Annotated in this window: 16 protein-coding genes; 6 read left to right on the top strand and 10 right to left on the bottom strand. The window is 63.3% G+C overall.

Features of this window, described 5'->3' with window-relative positions; genetic code table 11:
• Positions 1-18: 18 nt before the first annotated feature.
• The 5 genes from urtE to urtA form a co-directional block, all read right to left on the bottom strand.
• Positions 19-708 (bottom strand): urea ABC transporter ATP-binding subunit UrtE, encoded by a 690-nt coding sequence (urtE, locus tag NLM32_RS45100; protein ID WP_254135067.1) that lies wholly within the window; start codon positions 706-708, stop codon positions 19-21.
• Between the two features lie 67 nt (positions 709-775).
• Positions 776-1,531 (bottom strand): urea ABC transporter ATP-binding protein UrtD, encoded by a 756-nt coding sequence (gene urtD, locus NLM32_RS45105; RefSeq protein WP_027531396.1) that lies wholly within the window; start codon positions 1,529-1,531, stop codon positions 776-778.
• A gap of 11 nt (positions 1,532-1,542) precedes the next feature.
• Positions 1,543-2,685: an urea ABC transporter permease subunit UrtC gene (gene urtC, locus NLM32_RS45110; RefSeq protein WP_254135068.1), complete on the bottom strand. Its 1,143-nt coding sequence runs from the start codon at positions 2,683-2,685 to the stop codon at positions 1,543-1,545.
• A gap of 18 nt (positions 2,686-2,703) precedes the next feature.
• Positions 2,704-3,630: an urea ABC transporter permease subunit UrtB gene (gene urtB / locus NLM32_RS45115; RefSeq protein ID WP_254135069.1), complete on the bottom strand. Its 927-nt coding sequence runs from the start codon at positions 3,628-3,630 to the stop codon at positions 2,704-2,706.
• Between the two features lie 132 nt (positions 3,631-3,762).
• Entirely contained in the window at positions 3,763-5,022 is a 1,260-nt protein-coding gene (gene urtA / locus NLM32_RS45120; RefSeq protein ID WP_254135070.1) for an urea ABC transporter substrate-binding protein, read from the bottom strand.
• 177 nt (positions 5,023-5,199) lie between these two features.
• On the opposite strand from urtA, the gene NLM32_RS45125 reads away from it, so the two are divergent.
• Positions 5,200-8,571, top strand: a complete 3,372-nt coding sequence (locus NLM32_RS45125) for an ATP-binding protein (RefSeq protein ID WP_254135071.1) — start codon at positions 5,200-5,202, stop codon at positions 8,569-8,571.
• Positions 8,555-9,481 (top strand): response regulator, encoded by a 927-nt coding sequence (locus NLM32_RS45130; protein ID WP_254135072.1) that lies wholly within the window; start codon positions 8,555-8,557, stop codon positions 9,479-9,481. Before NLM32_RS45125 ends, NLM32_RS45130 begins: the two co-directional genes overlap by 17 nt.
• A gap of 241 nt (positions 9,482-9,722) precedes the next feature.
• Here NLM32_RS45130 and NLM32_RS45135 read toward each other — a convergent pair whose 3' ends face one another.
• The gene (locus NLM32_RS45135) at positions 9,723-11,225 is read right to left on the bottom strand and encodes an NAD(P)/FAD-dependent oxidoreductase (RefSeq protein WP_254135073.1); all 1,503 of its coding nucleotides are present in this window, start codon (positions 11,223-11,225) and stop codon (positions 9,723-9,725) included.
• 125 nt (positions 11,226-11,350) lie between these two features.
• Positions 11,351-12,109: a trypsin-like serine protease gene (locus NLM32_RS45140; protein ID WP_254135074.1), complete on the bottom strand. Its 759-nt coding sequence runs from the start codon at positions 12,107-12,109 to the stop codon at positions 11,351-11,353.
• A gap of 94 nt (positions 12,110-12,203) precedes the next feature.
• Between NLM32_RS45140 and NLM32_RS45145 the strand changes: the two genes are divergently transcribed.
• Entirely contained in the window at positions 12,204-12,839 is a 636-nt protein-coding gene (locus NLM32_RS45145) for an HAD-IA family hydrolase (protein WP_254135075.1), read from the top strand.
• A 112-nt stretch (positions 12,840-12,951) separates the two neighbouring features.
• On the opposite strand, the gene mtnA is transcribed toward NLM32_RS45145, so the two are convergent.
• The 3 genes from mtnA to NLM32_RS45160 form a co-directional block, all read right to left on the bottom strand.
• A complete protein-coding gene (gene mtnA, locus NLM32_RS45150; RefSeq protein WP_254135076.1) occupies positions 12,952-14,061 on the bottom strand; it encodes an S-methyl-5-thioribose-1-phosphate isomerase in 1,110 nt (369 codons plus the stop codon).
• Positions 14,062-14,093: 32 nt separating this feature from the next.
• On the bottom strand, positions 14,094-14,969 hold the full coding sequence (locus NLM32_RS45155; protein ID WP_254135077.1) for an S-methyl-5'-thioadenosine phosphorylase: 876 nt from the start codon (positions 14,967-14,969) through the stop codon (positions 14,094-14,096).
• Positions 14,970-15,247: 278 nt separating this feature from the next.
• Positions 15,248-15,520, bottom strand: a complete 273-nt coding sequence (locus NLM32_RS45160; protein ID WP_254135078.1) for a phosphopantetheine-binding protein — start codon at positions 15,518-15,520, stop codon at positions 15,248-15,250.
• Between the two features lie 355 nt (positions 15,521-15,875).
• Between NLM32_RS45160 and NLM32_RS45165 the strand changes: the two genes are divergently transcribed.
• The 3 genes from NLM32_RS45165 (at position 15,876) to NLM32_RS45175 (ending at position 19,049) form a co-directional block, all read left to right on the top strand.
• Positions 15,876-17,090 (top strand): acyl-CoA dehydrogenase family protein, encoded by a 1,215-nt coding sequence (locus tag NLM32_RS45165; protein ID WP_254135079.1) that lies wholly within the window; start codon positions 15,876-15,878, stop codon positions 17,088-17,090.
• 66 nt (positions 17,091-17,156) lie between these two features.
• Positions 17,157-18,137: an amino acid--[acyl-carrier-protein] ligase gene (locus NLM32_RS45170; RefSeq protein WP_254135080.1), complete on the top strand. Its 981-nt coding sequence runs from the start codon at positions 17,157-17,159 to the stop codon at positions 18,135-18,137.
• Positions 18,138-18,173: 36 nt separating this feature from the next.
• Positions 18,174-19,049, top strand: a complete 876-nt coding sequence (locus NLM32_RS45175; RefSeq protein WP_254135081.1) for an acyl-CoA acyltransferase — start codon at positions 18,174-18,176, stop codon at positions 19,047-19,049.
• Positions 19,050-19,068 lie beyond the last annotated feature (19 nt).

The raw sequence follows: 19,068 nt of genomic DNA on the forward strand, positions 1-19,068 counted from the left end.
CCCCTTTACTACGGTTGGTTAGACGGACAGATATTTCGAGACCTGCGCGGCATCGACGCTGTCGCGCGGGTCATCGCGCACGATCGCGCCGTTCTCGATGACCAGCACGCGGTCGGCGATATCGAGCGCGAAGCTCAGAACCTGCTCGGACACGACGATCGACAGGCCCTTTTCGTCGCGGATGCGCTTGAGCGTCCGCGCCATATCCTTGATGATCGACGGCTGGATGCCTTCGGTCGGCTCGTCGAGCAGCAGCACCTTCGGTTTGGTTGCGAGCGCGCGGGCGATCGCCAGCTGCTGCTGCTGACCGCCGGAGAGATTGCCGCCACGGCGGCCCTTCATCTCCAGCAGAACCGGAAACAGCTCGTAGATATCGTTTGGCACCTCGGAGCCGCCGGAAACGACGAGCCCGGTCTCGATGTTCTCCTTCACCGTCATGGTGGAGAAGATCATGCGGCCCTGGGGGACATAAGCGAGGCCCTTGGCGACGCGTTCATAGCTCGGCAGGCCGCCGAGCTCGGCGCCGTCCATGGTCACCGAGCCGCTTTTTGCCGGGAGGATGCCCATCAGCGATTTCATCAGCGTGGTCTTGCCCATGCCGTTGCGGCCCATGATCGCAACGATCTCGTTGGGCGCGACCTTGACGTTGAGCCCGTGCAGCACCTCGCTCTGGCCGTAGGCGACGTGGAGATCCGAAATAGCCAACATGCGCCGCTCCTTATTTCTTGCGCGTGATCTTGTCCGGAAACCGGACGCCACTTTCCGGGATCATGCGCTAGTGACCGAGGTACACTTCAATGACCTTGGGATCGTTCTGCACCTTCTCCATCGTCCCCTCCGAGAGGATCTGGCCCTGGTGCAGCACGGTGACCTTGTGCGCGATGTCCTCGACGAACTTCATGTCGTGCTCGATCACCAGCACCGACCGGTTCTTGATGATGCGGTTGAGCAGCTCCGCGGTCTTGGTTCGCTCCGACACGCTCATGCCGGCGACCGGCTCGTCGAGCATCAGCAGGTCCGGATCCTGGATCAGCAGCATGCCGATCTCGAGCCATTGCTTCTGGCCGTGACTGAGCAGGTCGGCGCTCATGTTCAGCCGATCCTTCAGGAAGATCATCTCGGCGACCTCGTGTACCCGGTCGCGCACGGCGGCGTCGCGGGTGAAGGTCAGCGCACCGAACACCGAGCGTCCGCGCGGATAGGAGATCTCCAGATTCTCGAACACCGTGAGATCGTCGTAGATCGACGGGTTCTGGAATTTGCGGCCGACGCCGGTCTTGACGATCTCGTTCTCCTTCATCCGCGTCAGCTCCTTGCCGCGGAACTGGATCGAGCCTGATGTCGCTTTGGTCTTGCCGCAGATCAGGTCGAGCACCGTAGTCTTGCCGGCGCCGTTCGGACCGATGATGACGCGGATCTCGTTCTCGTCGACGTAGAAGGAGAGATCGTTGACCGCCTTGAACCCGTCGAAAGAGACGGTCAATGCTTCGACAGCGAGCAGGAATTCCTTGGGCTGATGACCTACGAGCATGATCTATCTCCTCATTCCGCAGGGGCGCCGTCGGCAACCGAGCTATCGGTCCAGCCTTCGGGTTTGGGTTTGCGCGACGAGATCAGGCGATCGATGCGCGGCTGCACATAGTCGCCCCAGATCCCGGCAAGGCCGTTCGGGAATGCGAGCACAACGGCGATGAACAAGCCGCCGAGGCCGAACAGCCATAATTCGGGGAACGTTTCCGACAGGCTGGTCTTGGCGAAATTGACCAGCAGCGTGCCGTAGATGGCGCCGAGGATCGACAACCGGCCACCGACCGCGGTGTAGATCACCATTTCGATCGACGGCACGATGCCGACGAAGGACGGCGACATGAAGCCGACATTGAGCGCGAACATCGCGCCGCCGATCGCGGCGAACACGGCGGCGATGCAGAAGGCGAAGATCTTGAAGTTCGCGACGCTGTAGCCGGAGAAGCGGACCCGGTCCTCCTTCTCGCGCATCGCCACCAGAATACGCCCGAGCTTGGAGTGTCGGACGAACTGCGCGATCATGATGCAGACGAACAGGCATCCGACCTCGAAGAAGTACAGCACGACTTTGGCGTGATCGGGCCGGATATCCCAACCCTTCAAGGTACGCAGGTCGGTCATGCCGTTGATGCCGCCGGTGTAGCCCTGCTGGCCCACGATCAGGATGGTGAGGATCGCCGCGACCGCCTGGGTGATGATCGCGAAATAGGTGCCGCCGACGCGGCGCTTGAACATCGCGGTACCGATGATCAGGGCGAAGATGCCGGGCACCAGGATGATGGCGGCGATGGTGAAGGTGAGGCTGTTGAAGGGCTTCCAGAACAGCGGCAGCGCCGTGATCTGATTCCAGTCCATGAAATCCGGAATGCCGGGGGTCGACTGGATCTTGGTGTTCTCCACGCTCGATGCCTCGAGCTTGAGGAACATCGCCATGCAGTAGCCGCCGAGACCGAAGAACACGCCCTGTCCGAGGCTGAGAATGCCGCCATAGCCCCAGCAGATCACCAGCCCGAGCGCGACGAAGGCATAGGTCAGATATTTCGCGACCAGATTGAGCCTGAAGACATCGAGCGTGAGCGGCAGCACCACCACCAGGAAGACCGCGAGCACCAGAATTCCGATGAGCTCCGATCGATTGAAGAACCGATTGTCGGTCATTGCATCAGCCTCTATTTCTCACTTGCGGACCTTGAGGGCGAACAGCCCTTGCGGCCGCAGCATCAGGATTCCGACAACGGCGAGCAGCGTCAGCACCTTGGCCATCGAGCCCGACATGAAGAACTCGAGGGTGGATTGCGTCTGCGAGATCGAGAAGGCCGAGGCGATGGTACCGATCAGGCTCGCGGCGCCGCCGAACACGACCACCAGGAACGTGTCGACGATGTAGAGCTGTCCGGAGGTCGGACCGGTCGAGCCGATCATGGTGAAGGCGCTGCCGGCGACGCCGGCGATGCCGCAACCGAGACCAAATGTGTAGCGGTCGACTTTTTCGGTGTTGATACCGACGGCGCCGGCCATGATGCGGTTCTGCACCACCGCGCGCACCTGGCGCCCCCAGCGCGATTTGTACATGACATAAGCGACGCTGATCGTGATCAGCACGGTGAGGCACATCACGAAGACGCCGTTGATCGGGACTTCGATGCTGTCGGTGACGTGCAGCGAGCCGAGCATCCATTGCGGCAACTCGACACCGACCTCACGCGCGCCGAACACGGAGCGATAGGCCTGCTGCAGCATCAGGCTGAGGCCCCAGGTCGCAAGCAGCGTATCAAGCGGACGCTTGTAGAGGTGCCGTATCAGCACCCATTCCACCAGCATTCCCAGCGCACCTGATGCGACAAAGGCGAGGATCATCGCGAGGAAGAAGTAGCCGCTGAACAGGCTCGGCAAGTAGGTCTGGAAAAAATTCGAGGTCATCCAGGTGACGTAGGCCCCGAGGATCATGAACTCGCCATGGGCCATGTTGATGACGCCCATCTGGCCGAAGATGATCGCAAGACCGAGCGCCATCAGCACATAGACAGAGAACAGGATCAGTCCTGCAAAGCCCTGCATGACGAAGATGGAGCCAAGGTCACCAAGCGAGTAGTCGCCGAACATCGATGTCCTCCGTCAGGGATGAGGTCCCGCGTCGCGAGCGAATTCGCGACGCGGGGGTCTTGGGCGTGGAGTTGCAATCCACGCCAGGGAGAGGCTTGAGCTTTACGGAGAGAGCGGCGATCGCCGCGCTTCTTACTGGTAGCCCTTCGGGAACGGATCCGGCTCGACGAGATCGGCGGTCTCGTAGATCAACTCGAACTGACCATCGAGCTTGGCGCGTCCCACGCGGGTCTTCGACCAGAGGTGATGGTTTTCGTGGATGCGCACATAGCCTTCCGGCGCGCCCTTGAACTCGACGCCGGGCGAAGCCGCCGCGATCTTGTCGACGTCGAAGGAGCCGGCCTTCTCGACCGTCAACTTCCACAGCCACGGGCCGAGATAGGCAGCCTGGGTGACGTCTCCGATCACGGTCTTCTCGCCCCACATCTTCTTGAACGCGGGCACGAAGGCCTTGTTGTTCGGATTGTCGAGCGACTGGAAGTACTTCATGCAGGCATAGGCGCCCGCGATGTTCTCACCGCCGATGCCGTCAATTTCGTCTTCGGTGACCGAGATCGTCAGCAACGCCTGCTTGGAGAGGTCGATGCCGGCGGCCTTGAGCTGCTTGTAGAAGGCGACGTTGGAGCCGCCGACGACGTCGGTGAAGATCACGTCGGGCTTGGTCAGCTTGATCTTGTTGATGACCGAATTGAACTGGGTGTTGCCGAGCGGATAATATTCCTCGCCGACGACCTTGCCCTTCAGCACGTTCTCGACGTGCTTGCGCGCGATCTTGTTGGAGGTGCGCGGCCAGATGTAGTCGGAGCCGATGAAGAAGAACGTCTTCGCGCCCTTCTCCTTGGCGATCCAGTTCAGGCCGGCGAGAATCTGCTGGGTCGCTTCCTGGCCGGTGTAGATCACGTTCTTGGACTGCTCGAGGCCTTCATAGAAGGTCGGGTAATAGAGCATGCCGTTGTACTGCTCGACGACCGGCAGCACCGCCTTGCGCGAGGCCGAGGTCCAGCAACCCATGATCGCCGCGACCTTGTCGTTGACCAGCAGCTTCTTGGCCTTCTCCGCAAAGGTCGGCCAGTCGCTGGCGCCGTCTTCCTGGATGAACTTGATCTTGCGACCGAGCACGCCGCCGGCGGCATTGATCTGCTCGATGGCGAGCTTTTCGGCTTCGATCGAGCCGGTTTCGGAGATGGCCATGGTGCCGGTCGCCGAGTGCAGGATGCCGACCGTCACCTCGGTGTCGGTGACAGCGAGGCCGGTGGTGTTGACCGCCGAGGTCGCCGGGGTCTGCGCGAAAGACGCCCGCGGCAGCATCGTGATAGCCGGGACGGCCGCCATTCCCATCAATAGTTTGCGCCGGAGCGGCGACAACAGGCCCTTGTTGGTTTCGTCTGACATGAGCACCCCACTGTTTGTTCGAGGACACGCGATTGGTGCCGTGAGGATGGCTCGAATTTGTGCACCGCAAGCATACGCAAGATCGCGTATACTGCACCGCAAAATACCGACGTAGGCTTTTGGTACGGGATTTGCGAGGTCGCGAGAGGTTCGGACGAGTTCGGGAGTGGGGTGTAAGTGGCAGGGCGGCAGCGAATAGACCGCGTCAGGCGCCAGTACAATCAATGGGTCGCCAACCAGACGCTGGAAGACTACGCGCTGCGCTTCACCGCCAAGAGCGCGCGACGCTGGTCCGCCGCGCGCGTCGCCAATACCGCCATCGGCGCCATCTCCTTCCTGGTGCTGGAGGCGATCGGCGGCACCATCACCCTCAATTACGGCGTCACCAACGCCGCCGCCGCGATCCTCGTCGTCTCCACCATCATCTTCTTCTGCGGCGTGCCGATTGCCTATTATGCAGCCAAATGCGGCATCGACATTGACCTGCTCACACGCGGTGCGGGTTTCGGCTATATCGGCTCAACCGTCACCTCGCTGATCTACGCCTCCTTCACGTTCATCTTTTTTGCAGTCGAGGCGGTGATCCTGGCGACCGCGCTGGAGATGTGCTTAGGGATCCCCCGTCCGATCGGCTACCTCATCAGCGCCGTCGCGATCATCCCGCTCGTGACCTACGGCATCACGCTGATCAGCCGCTTCCAGCTCTGGACACAGCCGCTCTGGATCGTCCTGCACATCCTGCCCTTCGCCGCGATCGCGTGGGCCAGCCCGCACTCCTTCACGGAATGGCACAAATTCGCCGGCGAGCACGGCGACCTCGGCGGCCATTTCGATCTGCTGCTGTTCGGTGTCGCGTCCTCCGTGGTGTTCTCGCTGGTGGCGCAGATCGGCGAGCAGGTCGACTTCCTGCGATTTCTGCCGCGCGACCGCCGCACCTCCAGGGCGTCGTGGTGGATCGCCCTGATGAGCGCCGGGCCGGGGTGGATCGTGCTCGGTGCGCTGAAGCTGCTGGCCGGCTCGTTCCTCGCCTTCTTCGCGCTGAGCCACGGCGTGCCGCCCGAAGAGGCGGCCGAGCCCGCCCACATGTATCTCGTGGCCTTTCGCTACGTGCTGTCGGACCCGGACCTCGCGCTGGCGCTGACCGGCTTCTTCGTGGTGCTGTCGCAGATCAAGATCAACGTCACCAACGCCTATGCCGGCTCGATCGCCTGGTCGAACTTCTTCTCGCGCCTGACACACAGTCATCCCGGGCGTGTGGTCTGGCTGGTGTTCAACGTGATGGTGGCGCTGCTGCTGATGGAGATCGGCGTCTACAAGGCGCTGGAACAGACGCTCGCGCTCTACTCCAACGTCGCGATTGCCTGGGTCGGCGCGCTGGTATCCGACCTCGTGATCAACAAGCCGCTCGGGCTTCGTCCGCCGCAAATGGAATTCAAGCGGGCGCATCTCTACGACATCAACCCGGTCGGCGTCGGCGCGATGACACTCGCGATCATCGTCTCGATCGCAGCGTTCTACGGCCTGTTCGGCCCGACCATGAAGGCGCTCGCCGCCTTCGTCGCGCTGACGGTGGCCTTCGTCACCGCGCCGATCATCGCGTGGCTGACCGACGGCAAATTCTATATCGCACGCAAGCCGAAGCGGAGCTGGGCCACCATCGAGGCGATCCAGTGCTGTATCTGCGAGCACAGTTTCGAGCCGGAGGACATGACGTCCTGTCCCGCTTACGCCGGCCCGATCTGCTCCCTGTGCTGCTCGCTCGATGCACGCTGCCACGACCTCTGCAAACCGCATGCGCGGGCGCAGGTGCAATTCTCGGACGCACTCGGCAAGATCCTGCCGCAACCGATCTACGCGCGCATCAATTCGCAGTTCGGGCACTATATCGGCGTGTTCGTGGTCTCCGCCGGCCTCGTCGCATTGGTGCTTGGGCTGATCTATCTGCAGACCTCGGCGAGCGTGCATGGCGAGAATTCGCTCGTCTCCAACGTGCTGTGGAAGGTGTTCTTCTCGCTCAGCATCATCATCGGCGTGGTCGCCTGGCTGTTCGTGCTGGCGCAGCAGAGCCGCCGCGCAGCGGAGGCCGAGACACGGCGGCAGACGGCGCTGCTGATCCAGGAGATCGACGCGCACAAGCGCACCGATGCCGAGCTCCAGCGCGCCAAGGAAGTTGCCGAGTCCGCCAATCTCGCCAAGAGCCGCTACGTAGTAGGGCTGAGCCATGAGTTGCGCTCGCCACTCAACGCGATCAGCGGCTACGCGCAACTGCTCGAGCAGGACGCAACGCTCAACACCAAGCCGCGCGATCAGGTCCGCGTCGTCCGCCGCAGTGCCGATCATCTCTCCGGCCTGATCGACGGTATTCTGGATATCTCCAAGATCGAGGCGGGACGGCTTTATCTCTCCCGTGACGAGGTCCGCCTGAGTGAGTTCCTCGATCAGCTCGTCGGCATGTTCCGTCTCCAGGCCGGTGCCAAAGGCATCGACTTCGTGTTCCGGCGGCCGGCGACATTGCCGACGGTGGTCTATGCCGACGAGAAGCGGCTGCGGCAGGTGCTGATCAATCTCCTCTCCAATGCCATCAAGTTCACGCAGACCGGCAGCGTCCAGTTCGTCGTACATTACCGCAGCCCGGTCGCCGAGTTCGAGGTGATCGACACCGGACCCGGCATCCAGGGCGACGATCTCGAACGCATTTTCGCGCCGTTCGAGCGCGGCGCGCTCGGGGTCTCGCAGCCGCAAACGGGTACGGGCCTCGGGCTCACCATCAGCCGGCTGCTGGCCGGCGTGATGGGCGGCGACATCAAGGTTGCCAGCACCGTCGGGCGCGGCAGTACGTTCAAGGTGAAGATGCTGCTATCGGAGGTCAGCAACCCCAGGCGCATCGCGCCGGTGGAGGCGCCGGTCTCCGGCTATCATGGTGCGCGCAAGACCATCCTCATCACTGACGACGACCCGGTGCATCGCGATCTCCTGCGTGAGGTCCTGACGCCGCTCGGTTTCATCTTGCTGAGCGCCACCGACGGCCCGGGCTGTCTCGCGCTGGCGCAGCATTGCCGGCCCGATCTGTTCCTGCTCGACATCTCGATGCCAGGCATGGACGGCTGGACCGTGGCGGAACAACTGCGCGCCGACGGTCACCATCAGGCCCGCATCCTGATGGTGTCGGCGAGCGCGCTGGAGGCACACGGCGCACCGCTCGCACAGCCCTTCCACGACGGTTATCTGATGAAGCCGATCGACATTCCGCGGCTGCTGGAGACCGTTCGCCAGTTGCTCAAGATCGAATGGCAATACGGCTCCGACGACATCGTCGTGCCACTGTGGCGGCCAGACGGCGGCTCGCGGCCGCCGGTCCGACACATCGAGGCGCTGATCGGGCTCGGCCAGATCGGCTACGTCAAGGCGATTCAGCTGAAGCTGGACGAGATCGGCAGCGAGCACCCCGAGCATGCCGACTTCGTCGCGGAGATGCGATCGCTGGTCGATCGCTTCGATCTCGATAAATACATGACAACATTGAAAACACTGCATGCTTATGAGCATTGAGCCGAAAAAGCGCGACGTCGCGCTCGTTGTCGACGACTCTCCCGAAACGCTGCGGCTGCTCACCGACGCGCTTGACGGCGCCGGGATGACGGTAATGGTCGCGCTCGACGGCGCGAGCGCGATGCGCATCGTCGACCAGATCACGCCCGACATCGTGCTGCTCGACGCCGTGATGCCCGGGCTGGACGGCTTCGAGACGTGCCGGCGGCTCAAGCGCGACGCGGGCCTGGCCAATGTCCCCGTGATCTTCATGACGGGCCTGGCCGAGACCGAGCACATCGTGCGCGGGCTGGAAGCCGGCGGGGTCGACTACGTGACAAAGCCGATCGTGATCGAGGAGATGCTGGCGCGCATCCGCGTCCATCTCGGCAATGCGCGACTGACCCAGAGCGCGCGCACCGCGCTCGACGTCTCCGGCCGCTTCCTGTTCGCGGTCAACCGCCAGGGCCACATCCTGTGGGCGACGCCGCAGGCGCAAAAGCTGCTGGCCGACCATCACGGCGCCCAGGCCGACGACTTCGTGCTACCGCCGTCCCTGCTGCAATGGCTGGAGCAGGCGAAAGGCAAGGGCAGCGCGAAGTCGCAAGCCGCGTCACTGCCCGACAATCCGCAGCTTCGCTTCTATTACATGGGCGAGATCGCGCCGAACGAGTTCCTGCTGCGACTGTCCAAGGAGTCGGGCACCGCGCTGCCGCCGGAGTTCACCAGCGAGCTCGGCCTCACCACCCGCGAGGGCGAGGTGCTGGCCTGGCTCAGCAAGGGCAAGACCAATCGCGACATCGCGCAGATCCTGGGATTGAGCCCGCGCACCGTCGACAAGCATCTGGAGCAGATCTACGCGAAGCTCGGCGTGGAGAACCGGACGGCGGCGGCGGCGATTGCCACGAATGCGACGCGGAGGAATTCGTGAGGGACTGCGGATGAGCTGGATCGCCGCCAACTACAACAACGGTGTCGTCCCGGCGAACGCCGGGACCCATACCGCGTGATCTCTCGATTCTAGAGGTAGCCGTACCGAACGACGAGTCTTCGCCAATCAGCTCCCTGGGGTTATGGGTCCCGGCGCCCCGTGCGCAATTGCGCACTAGGCCGGGGACGACGGCGGAGGACGTGGCGGCAGCTGTGATTACACAACGACCCGCGAACACCCCTCACCCATAGACAAACGCCTTGTCGTCCAGATCCGTCTTCGGGATCTCGTCCTTCTCGGTCCAGTAATCCTGGCTGTGCTGCCATTCCGGCTTGTCGCCGCGCTTGGGCAACAGGTTCATATGGCGCGTGATGTAGCCGGGGTTGAAGTTTTCCGGATCGATCCAGGGCAGGATCGGCATGTTGTGGTCTTCGGCGCGCAAGGCCACCTCGACCTTCTTGCTACCCTTCGCCTTCATGTGGCCGAGCAGCCGGCAGACAAAGTCCGCGACGAGATCCACACGCAAGGTCCAGCTCGCGCGGAAATAGCCGAACACCCAGACCAGGTTCGGCACGCCCGTGAACATCATGCCGCGATAGGTGACGGTGTCGCCGAAAGCCAGCGGCTTGCCGTCGATCTCGAAGGCGATGTCGCCGAGCGCCGACAGGTTGAAGCCGGTCGCGGTGACGATGACATCGGCCTCCAGCAGCTTGCCGGATTTGAGCTGGATGCCGTTCTCGACGAAACATTCGATCTCGTCGGTGACGACGGAAGCCTTGCCGCTGGCAATGCCCTTGAAGAGGTCCGCATCGGGCACGAAGGCGATACGCTGCCGCCACGGACGATAACTCGGCGTGAAATGCGTCTCGACGTCGTAGTCCGCGCCGAGCACGGCGCTGATCTGGCCGATCAGCTCCTTCTTCACCTGCTCCGGCTTCGACAGGCAGAGTTTTGTAAATGCATCCTGCTCGAACAGAATCTTGCGGCGGACGATCTCGTGAATCCAGGCCTCGTCGACCTGAAGCCGGCGCAATTCCTCGGCGATCTCGATCGCATTGCGCCCCAGGCGGAAATAGGTCGGCGAGCGCTGGAGCATGGTGACATGCGCGCATTCGTCCGCGATGTTCGGCACCAATGTCGCAGCCGTCGCGCCCGAGCCGATGACGACGACCTTCTTGGCCTTGAGATCGATATCATCAGGCCAGGTCTGCGGATGGACGATGCGACCCTTGAAGCGATCCATGCCCTTCCATTCCGGCGTGTAGCCTTCCGAATGGCGGTAATAGCCTTGGCACATCCAGAGGAAGTTCGCGGTGAAGATCCGGGCTTCGCCGGTATCGGTCGTCACCGCCTCGATGGTCCAGAGGTTCTGTTCGCTCGACCAGCTCGCCGAATTGATCTTGTGCTTGTAGCGGATATGGCGAGCGATATCGTTGTCGTCGATCACCTCGTTCATGTAGGCGAGGATCTCCTCGGCCGTCGCAATCGGCGGTCCGACCCAGGGCTTGAAGCTGTAGCCGAAGGTGTGGAGGTCGCTGTCGGAGCGGATGCCGGGATAGCGATGGGTGCTCCAGGTGCCGCCGAACGTCGCCTGCGTTTCCAGGATGACATAGCTCGTGCCCGGAAGCTGCTTCTCGATATGGTAGGCGCTGCCGATACCGGAGATGCCGGCGCCGACGATCAGCACGTCGAAATGTTCCGAAGCCTGTTTGGTGGTGGCGTGACTGCGAACAGCGACATTCATTGTTGTTTCTATGCCTTGCTTGTTTTTGTGGCCGCCCTTGATCGGACGACGCGTTTCCTCCGCGACGGGCATGGTTGCCAACCGCGCTTCCTCAGCAAAATGACATAGATCAAGTCGCGATCAAACTACAACGCCGCGCCCCAGCTCCGCGCTGTCTGCAAGATCCAGTCGCGATAGAGCGTCAGCGGCGTGACGCCCGTCAATCCGCCGCAGCCGGCGGCACCATTTGGTCCCGTCGACCAGCTGATGACGCCGACAAGCACGGCGCCATTCGGCTTGTCTTCGAACACGGGGCCGCCGGAATCACCGGTGCAGGCGCCGATTCCGTCGCGAACACCGTTGGTTACGGGATCGACCAGGCGGATCTGGAACGTGCCGGGCTGACCTGTGGCCGCGAGACTGGCAACGCGAATCGCGCCGCCGCTCTTGCCATCGCCGCGCACGGTGACGCCGATACCGGCGATGGTGAAGCGGCTGCCAACCTGGATTGGAATATTCGGCATGCCGACCGACACTGTCGATTTTCCCTTGAGTGGAATTTCCAGTTGCAGCAATGCCACGTCGGCGGTGGCACGATGCGCCAGCATCGCCTGCATGTTGAAGCCTGGATGGATCGCGACAGTACGCACGTTCAGCAGTTGCGGCGCGCCGTCCGCGCCGCGATCGACGATCTTGTAGTCCGCGCCGGGCTGCACACAGTGCGCGACGGTGAGCACCAGTTTGGGTGCGATCAGGCTGCCGGTGCAGAAATTGCCGCGCGAGCCCACGATGGTGACGACCGCACGCGCGACGCCATCGGTCTGCGGCGTGCCGCCGCCGACGATCGCATGCGCGGGCGTGGCGAGCAGCAGCGCGGATACGATGAGAGTTGCAAGCTTCTTCATGGGAACACGCTCTGGCGTCAGCATCGGCTTCGGACTGGCCCTTGCCGATAGCGCATGCTAGCCCTCTTGGAAAGGAATTGACGAGGGCAGGATAGTGACGATCGAGGCTGTGATCTTTGATTTTGGCGGCGTGTTGACGAGCTCGCCGTTCGAGGCGTTTTCGCGGTTCGAGACCGAACGCGGCCTGCCCGTCGACATCATCCGGCGCACCAACGCCGCCAATCATCTGGAGAACGCCTGGGCCAAGTTCGAGCGCGCCGAGGTCGACGTCGACACGTTCGATAAGCTGTTCGCAGAGGAGTCGCGTGCACTCGGCGCCGAAGTACGCGGCCGCGAGGTGCTGCCGCTGCTTCAAGGCGATCTGCGTCCTGAGATGGTCGAGGCCCTGAAGCGCATCAAGGCCAGGTTCAAGACCGGCTGCATCACCAACAATTTGCCGGCCAACGCCATCGGCAGCATGACCGGGCGTTCGCTCTACGTCGCCGAGGTCATGGTGCTGTTCGACCACGTCATCGAATCCGCCAAGATCGGCCTGCGCAAACCGGACCCTCGGATTTACCAGCTGATGGTCGAGACGCTGAAGGTCGATCCGAAGAAGTGCGTTTATCTCGACGACCTCGGCGTCAATCTGAAACCCGCGCGCGAGATGGGCATGACCACGATCAAGGTGGCGAGCGGCGCGCAAGCGATCGCCGAGCTCGAGGCGGCGACGGGGTTGAAGCTGGGGTAGGCAACTCGTTGTTGCGAGGCGTAGCGCCGTAGGGTGGGCAAAGCGGAGGCGTGCCCACCACAGGCAGATGGTGGGCACGGCGCTTCCGCGCCTTTGCCCACCCTACGAGAGCTTACTCCGCGGCAGACGCGATCCGCTCCGGAAACGCTGCCGCCAGCGACGCACGATCCGGCTTCAGCACACCACGCTCGGTGATGAGCCCGGTGACGAGCCGCGCCGGGGTCACGTCGAAGCCGTAGTTCGCGACCGGCGATCCCTCCGGCACGATGCGCACGGTCTCCAGCCTGCCGTCCGCGGTACGGCCGGTCATGTCGGTAACCTCTGCTCCGCTGCGCTGCTCGATCGGAATGTCGCGAATGCCGTCATTGACGGCGAAGTCGATCGTCGGCGACGGCAGCGCAACGTAGAACGGCACGTTGTTGTCATGCGCGGCGAGCGCCTTCAGATAGGTGCCGATCTTGTTGCAGACGTCGCCATTGGCGGCGACGCGGTCGGTGCCGACGATGGCGAGATCGACCATGCCATGCTGCATCAGATGCCCGCCGGTGTTGTCGGGGATCACCGTGTGCGGCACGCCGTGATGGCCAAGTTCCCAGGCGGTCAGCGACGCGCCCTGATTGCGCGGCCGGGTCTCATCGACCCAGACATGGATCTTGATGCCGCGTTCTTGCGCGAGATAGATCGGCGCGGTTGCGGTCCCCCAGTCGACGGTGGCGAGCCAGCCGGCGTTGCAATGGGTCAGCACGTTGATCGTCTCGCCCGGCCTCTTCTTCGCAACGATCGCCTCGATCAGCGCGAGACCGTTGGCGGCAATGCCGCGGTTGATCTCGACGTCCTGCTCGACGATCTCGTCGGCACGCGCATAGGCGGCTTCCGCCCGCTCAACCGGATCGATCGGCGCGAGCGTCGCGCGCATTTCGTCCAGCGCCCATTTCAGATTGATCGCGGTCGGCCGCGTCACCACGAGCGTATCGTAGGCGCGTTTCAAGCCCGCGTCGGAGGCGTCCTCGCGCATCGCCAGCGCCATGCCATAGGCCGCGGTGGCACCGATCAACGGCGCGCCACGCACCAGCATATCGCGGATGGCGACCGCGGCGTCCTCGCACGAGGTCAGCTTCGCAACAACGAACTCATGCGGCAGCCTGCGCTGGTCGATCGCGCCGACCGACCAGCCGTCGCGCTCGCGCCAGATGCTGCGGAAATGCTTACCGTCGACCTTCATGGCATTCTGCCTTTTCGTCCTTGTCTTGCATCTCAACCGCGCAGGATGCGCCCGGCCACCGCATCGAGCTTCTTCAGAAGCTCGGGATCGCGCGCCTCGGGCGCGGTGATCAGCGCGGTGTCGAGCGCACGGTCCGAGCCGATCGGGCACGGCTCGTGCTCACGGGGAAACTCCCTGGCCAGCCGCGCCACCAGCGCCTTGGCTTTGTCGGCGTTGGAAGTCAGCACGCGGATGATGTCCTGCACCGTGACGGCATCATGATCGGGGTGCCAGCAGTCGAAATCCGTCACCATCGCGACCGTCGCGTAGCAAATCTCGGCCTCGCGGGCGAGTTTTGCTTCGGGCATGTTGGTCATGCCGATCACGGAATAGCCCAGCGTCTTGTACGTCATGCTTTCCGCATAGGTGGAGAATTGCGGTCCCTCCATGCAGACATAGGTACCGCCGCGCGCGATCGCGATGCCCTCGGCTTCGGCCGCAGCGGCCAAATGAATCCGCAGCCGCGGCGAGACCGGATGCGCCATCGAGACATGCGCGACGCAGCCCTTGCCGAAGAACGAGCTCTCGCGCTTGTGCGTGCGGTCGACGAACTGGTCGACGAGAACGAAGGTGCCGGGCGGCATCTCTTCCTTGAAGGAACCACAGGCCGACAGCGAGATCAGGTCGGTGACGCCGGCGCGCTTCAGCACGTCGATATTGGCGCGATAGTTGATGTCGGAGGGCGACAGGCGGTGGCCCTTGTCGTGGCGCGGCAGGAACACGATCGGCAGGCCTGCGATGGTGCCGCGCCGCACCGGCGCCGACGCCTCGCCCCAGGGGCTCCTGATCACCTCTTCGTGCGCGCCTTCGAGTCCCGGCAGGTCGTAGATGCCGGAGCCGCCGATGATGCCCAATACCGCCTGCGTCATGCCTGCTCCACCCTGTCAGCTACGTGCGACATGGTTAAGCTATGCCAGTTTTGCGGCGGTTTTGGAACGGGGTGGTGAGATGATGCCAGTGGTGTGGGGGGCGGCGGCGCTCACCACGCACGAGATGTCGTCCCCGCGAACGCGGGGACCCATACCGCGAAATCTATCGAGGTGGTTGGTCGTAATCCCGAACGACCGATCTTCGTCAAACTTCTCCCTGGGGTTATGGGTCCCTGCGTTCGCAGGAACGACCCAGGAGAGAGAGCGGCGTCCGCGGCTTAAGCCGCGGCCGCCAACTTCAACTGCGTCGCGACCATGCGTTCCAGCGTCTCGACGGACTGGAAATTCTCGGGCGTGATCTCGGTCTGCGGAATGGTGAAGTCGAACTCGGCTTCGACGCCCAGCATCAGATTCACCATGTCCATCGAGGTCAAGCCGGCATCGACGAGCTTCGTCGACGGCGTGACGTCGGCGGTGAGCGAATTCTGCGCGAGGATGCCCTTCACCAGCTTGGTGATGCGATTACGCAAATCGGTATCGAAAGCCTGCATTGGCAAATTTCCATCTGTCCATAAAAGGTCGGCCGGTTGCCGGGTACGATGGGCACGACCGGCCGATCCCGCAATGGGCGGCACCATTACTTCGCGTTTCTTAGTAAACGATGACTCAGATTGTCTGAAATTCGGGCTTCTTCCAAATCCCTAACGTGACATCGGGATTCTCGCCGACGCAAACAACCGGCCCTTAACTGTTCGTCCGGAATTGCGGTTCGTTTACCCTCTATTTCATCGACGAATTTGAATTAAATCCGTAGCCTCAGATCACAAGCAAAGATGGTCGGATGATCGCGAACGGCATCGCAAATGATGCCTGCGGTTTCGAACGGCGAAACGGAGGCGGACGAGCATGAACGTGCGTGAAGCAGTCCTGGCTGTCGACGAGACGCAAGCGAGTCTTTTCGAAGGTCCTTCCTTGATCGAGCGTGCGGCTCGCACCGCCACCGTGGCGGCAGCCGACGCTGACGGCGTCGATCGCGACGCCCGCTTCCCCCACAAGGCTTTCGACACCGCGCGCGAGCAGAAACTGCTCGGCGTCATGATCCCGGTCGAGTTCGGCGGCTTCGGCGCCTCGATCTACGATGTCACCGACATCTGCTACACGCTCGGGCGCGCCTGCGCCTCGACTGCGATGATCTACGCGATGCATACGACCAAGGTCGCCTGCGTGATCCGCCACGGACACGGCATTCCCTGGATGGAGACCATGATGCGCCGGGTCGCCCGCGACCAGTGGCTGCTCGCCTCCTCCACCACCGAGGGTCAGAACGGCGGCAACATCCGCGCCAGCGCGGCCGCGGTCGACCACGCCGGCGACACCGTCTCGCTCGTGCGCGACGCCACCGTGATCTCCTACGGCGCCCAAGCCGACGGCCTCGTCACCATCGCCCGCCGCGCCACCGAGGCTGCGGCTTCCGACCAGGTCCTGCTGGCGCTCGCCAAGGACGATTATTCGCTGAAGCAGACGCAGGGGTGGGAAACGCTCGGCATGCGCGGCACCTGCTCGACCGGCTTCGAGCTGAAGGTTGATTGCCCCGCCGACCGTGTCTTCCCGGAAGCCTATGACAAGATCCACGCCCAGACCATGACGCCGTTCGCGCATCTATGCTGGTCGTCCGCCTGGGCCGGCATTGCCGCGGCCTCGGTCACGCGTGCGCAGGCCTTCGTCCGCAAGGCGGCCCGCAGCTCCGGTGGCCAGATGCCGCCGGCGGCTGCGCACTTCACCGCCGCGAAGATGTCGCTCGCAAAACTGCGCGCGCTGATCGCAGCCAATGTCGACGCCTTCGCCGGCGCCGAGCATGACGAGCGCGCGCTCGGCTCGCTCGATTTCCAGTCATCGATCACGCTGTTGAAGGTCCAGGCCTCCGAGCTCGCGGTCGAAACCGTGATGCATGCGATGCGTACCGCGGGCCTGTCCGGCTATCGCAACGACGGCGAGTTCACGATGGGCCGCCATCTTCGCGACGTGCTGTCGTCCCCGATCATGATCAACAACGACCGTATTCTGGCCAATGCCGCCACCTCGACCTTGATGAGCGGCATTCCGGCAAGCCTTCGTGACTAATAAGCCTTCGCGACCGACGTGCTTTCGAGACCAACAAGAATAATTGCCGATAACAGGAAGTCGAACATGAACATTGCTGTTCTCCCCGTTTCGCCCGAGACCGCACCGCAGGCCACGGATCCGCTCGATCATCTCGCCGACAAGCTGTTCCACCCGATGGGGTCGGACGGCGTCTACGCCCGCACCGCGCTCTATGAGGGCGTTGTTGAACGTCTCGCCGCACTGATCACGAGCAATCGCGAAGCCGGCACCGAGGTGATGCGCTTCCCGCCGGTGATGAGCCGCGCCCAGCTGGAAAAGTCCGGCTACCTCAAGAGCTTCCCGAACCTGCTCGGCTGCGTCTGCGGCCTGCATGGTACCGAACGCGAGATCAACGCCGCGGTGAGCCGCTTCGATGCCGGCGGCGACTGGACCTCGTCGCTGTCGCCGGCCGACCTCGTGCTGTCGCCCGCGGCCTGCTATCCCGTCTATCCGATCGCGGCGAGCCGCGGCCAGCTGCCGAAGGGCGGCCTGCGCTTCGACGTCGCGGCCGACTGCTTCCGTCGCGAGCCGTCGAAACATCTCGACCGGCTGCAATCGTTCCGGATGCGCGAATATGTCTGCATCGGCACCCCCGATGACGTCGCCGACTTCCGCGAGCGCTGGATGGTGCGCGCGCAGGCGATCGCGACCGATCTCGGCCTGACCTTCCGCGTCGACTATGCCAGCGATCCCTTCTTCGGCCGCGTCGGACAGATGAAGGCGGTGAGCCAGAAGCAGCAGCAGCTGAAGTTCGAGCTGCTGATCCCGCTCCGCTCGGAAGAGCAGCCGACCGCCTGCATGAGCTTCAACTATCACCGCGAACATTTCGGAACGACCTGGGGCATCCAGGACGCCAATGGCGAGCCTGCGCACACCGGCTGCGTCGCCTTCGGCATGGATCGCCTGGCGGTCGCGATGTTCCACACCCACGGCACCGATGTCTCCGCCTGGCCCACCAAGGTGCGGGACATTCTTGGCATGCAGCCGCAAGTCGCGGCTGACGCTCACGGCGAAGGTTGGCGCTAAGGTAAGGGGCCTCCCATTTCCACGGGTAAGACGAGCGTGATCCACACCAAGGTCCGATGTCGCGAGATCACTGAAGCCGACGTCGATGCGGTCGCGGACCTGTTGACGCGCGGCTTCGTCGGCCGCTCGCGCAATTACTGGATCCAGGGCCTGCGCCGACAGGCCTTCCGGCCGGTGCCGGACGGCTATCCGCGCTTCGGCTACATGCTCGACAATGACGGCGCGCCGGTCGGCGTGCTGCTGCTGATCTACACGACGCGCAAGGATGGCGAGGAGACCGCCATCCAGTGCAATCTGTCGAGCTGGTATGTCGAGCCGGCTTACCGCAATTACGCGCCGCTGCTGACCAAGATCGCGCAGCGGCACAAGCACGTCACTTACCTCAATATCAGCCCGGCGCCGTGGACCTGGCCGCTCATCGAGACGCAGGGCTTTCGCGCCTATTGCCGCGGGCTGTTCGTCTCGGTGCCGGCACTGTCGCGCGCACCACGCTGGAGCAAGATCGAGGTCATCTCGCAGCATACCAAGCAGATCGAGGGGCTCACCGATGATGAGACCGAGCTGCTGACGCGGCATGCACGCTACAATTGCCTGAGCCTGGTCTGCCGCACGCCGAAGGGCGTCTTCCCCTTCATCCTGCAACCGGTGCGCATCCGCCGCGGTTTCATCGCGCCGCCGGCGATGCAGCTGATCTACTGTCGCAATGCTTCCGAATACGCCGCCTGTGCCGGCCGTATCGGCCGGCTGCTGTTGCGGCTGGGCAAGATCTCGGTTTTCGTCGATTCTAACGAGCCCATCCCCGGCATGGTCGGTATTTATACCGAGCGGCGCGGCCGCAAATATTTCAAAGGTCCGCACCGCCCGCGGCTGGCTGATCTCACGGATACGGAACTCGTACTCTACGGGCCGTAGGGACGGTACGCTCTTACAG

Source organism: Bradyrhizobium sp. CCGUVB14, from assembly GCF_024199935.1.
Classification (GTDB): Bacteria; Pseudomonadota; Alphaproteobacteria; order Rhizobiales; family Xanthobacteraceae; genus Bradyrhizobium.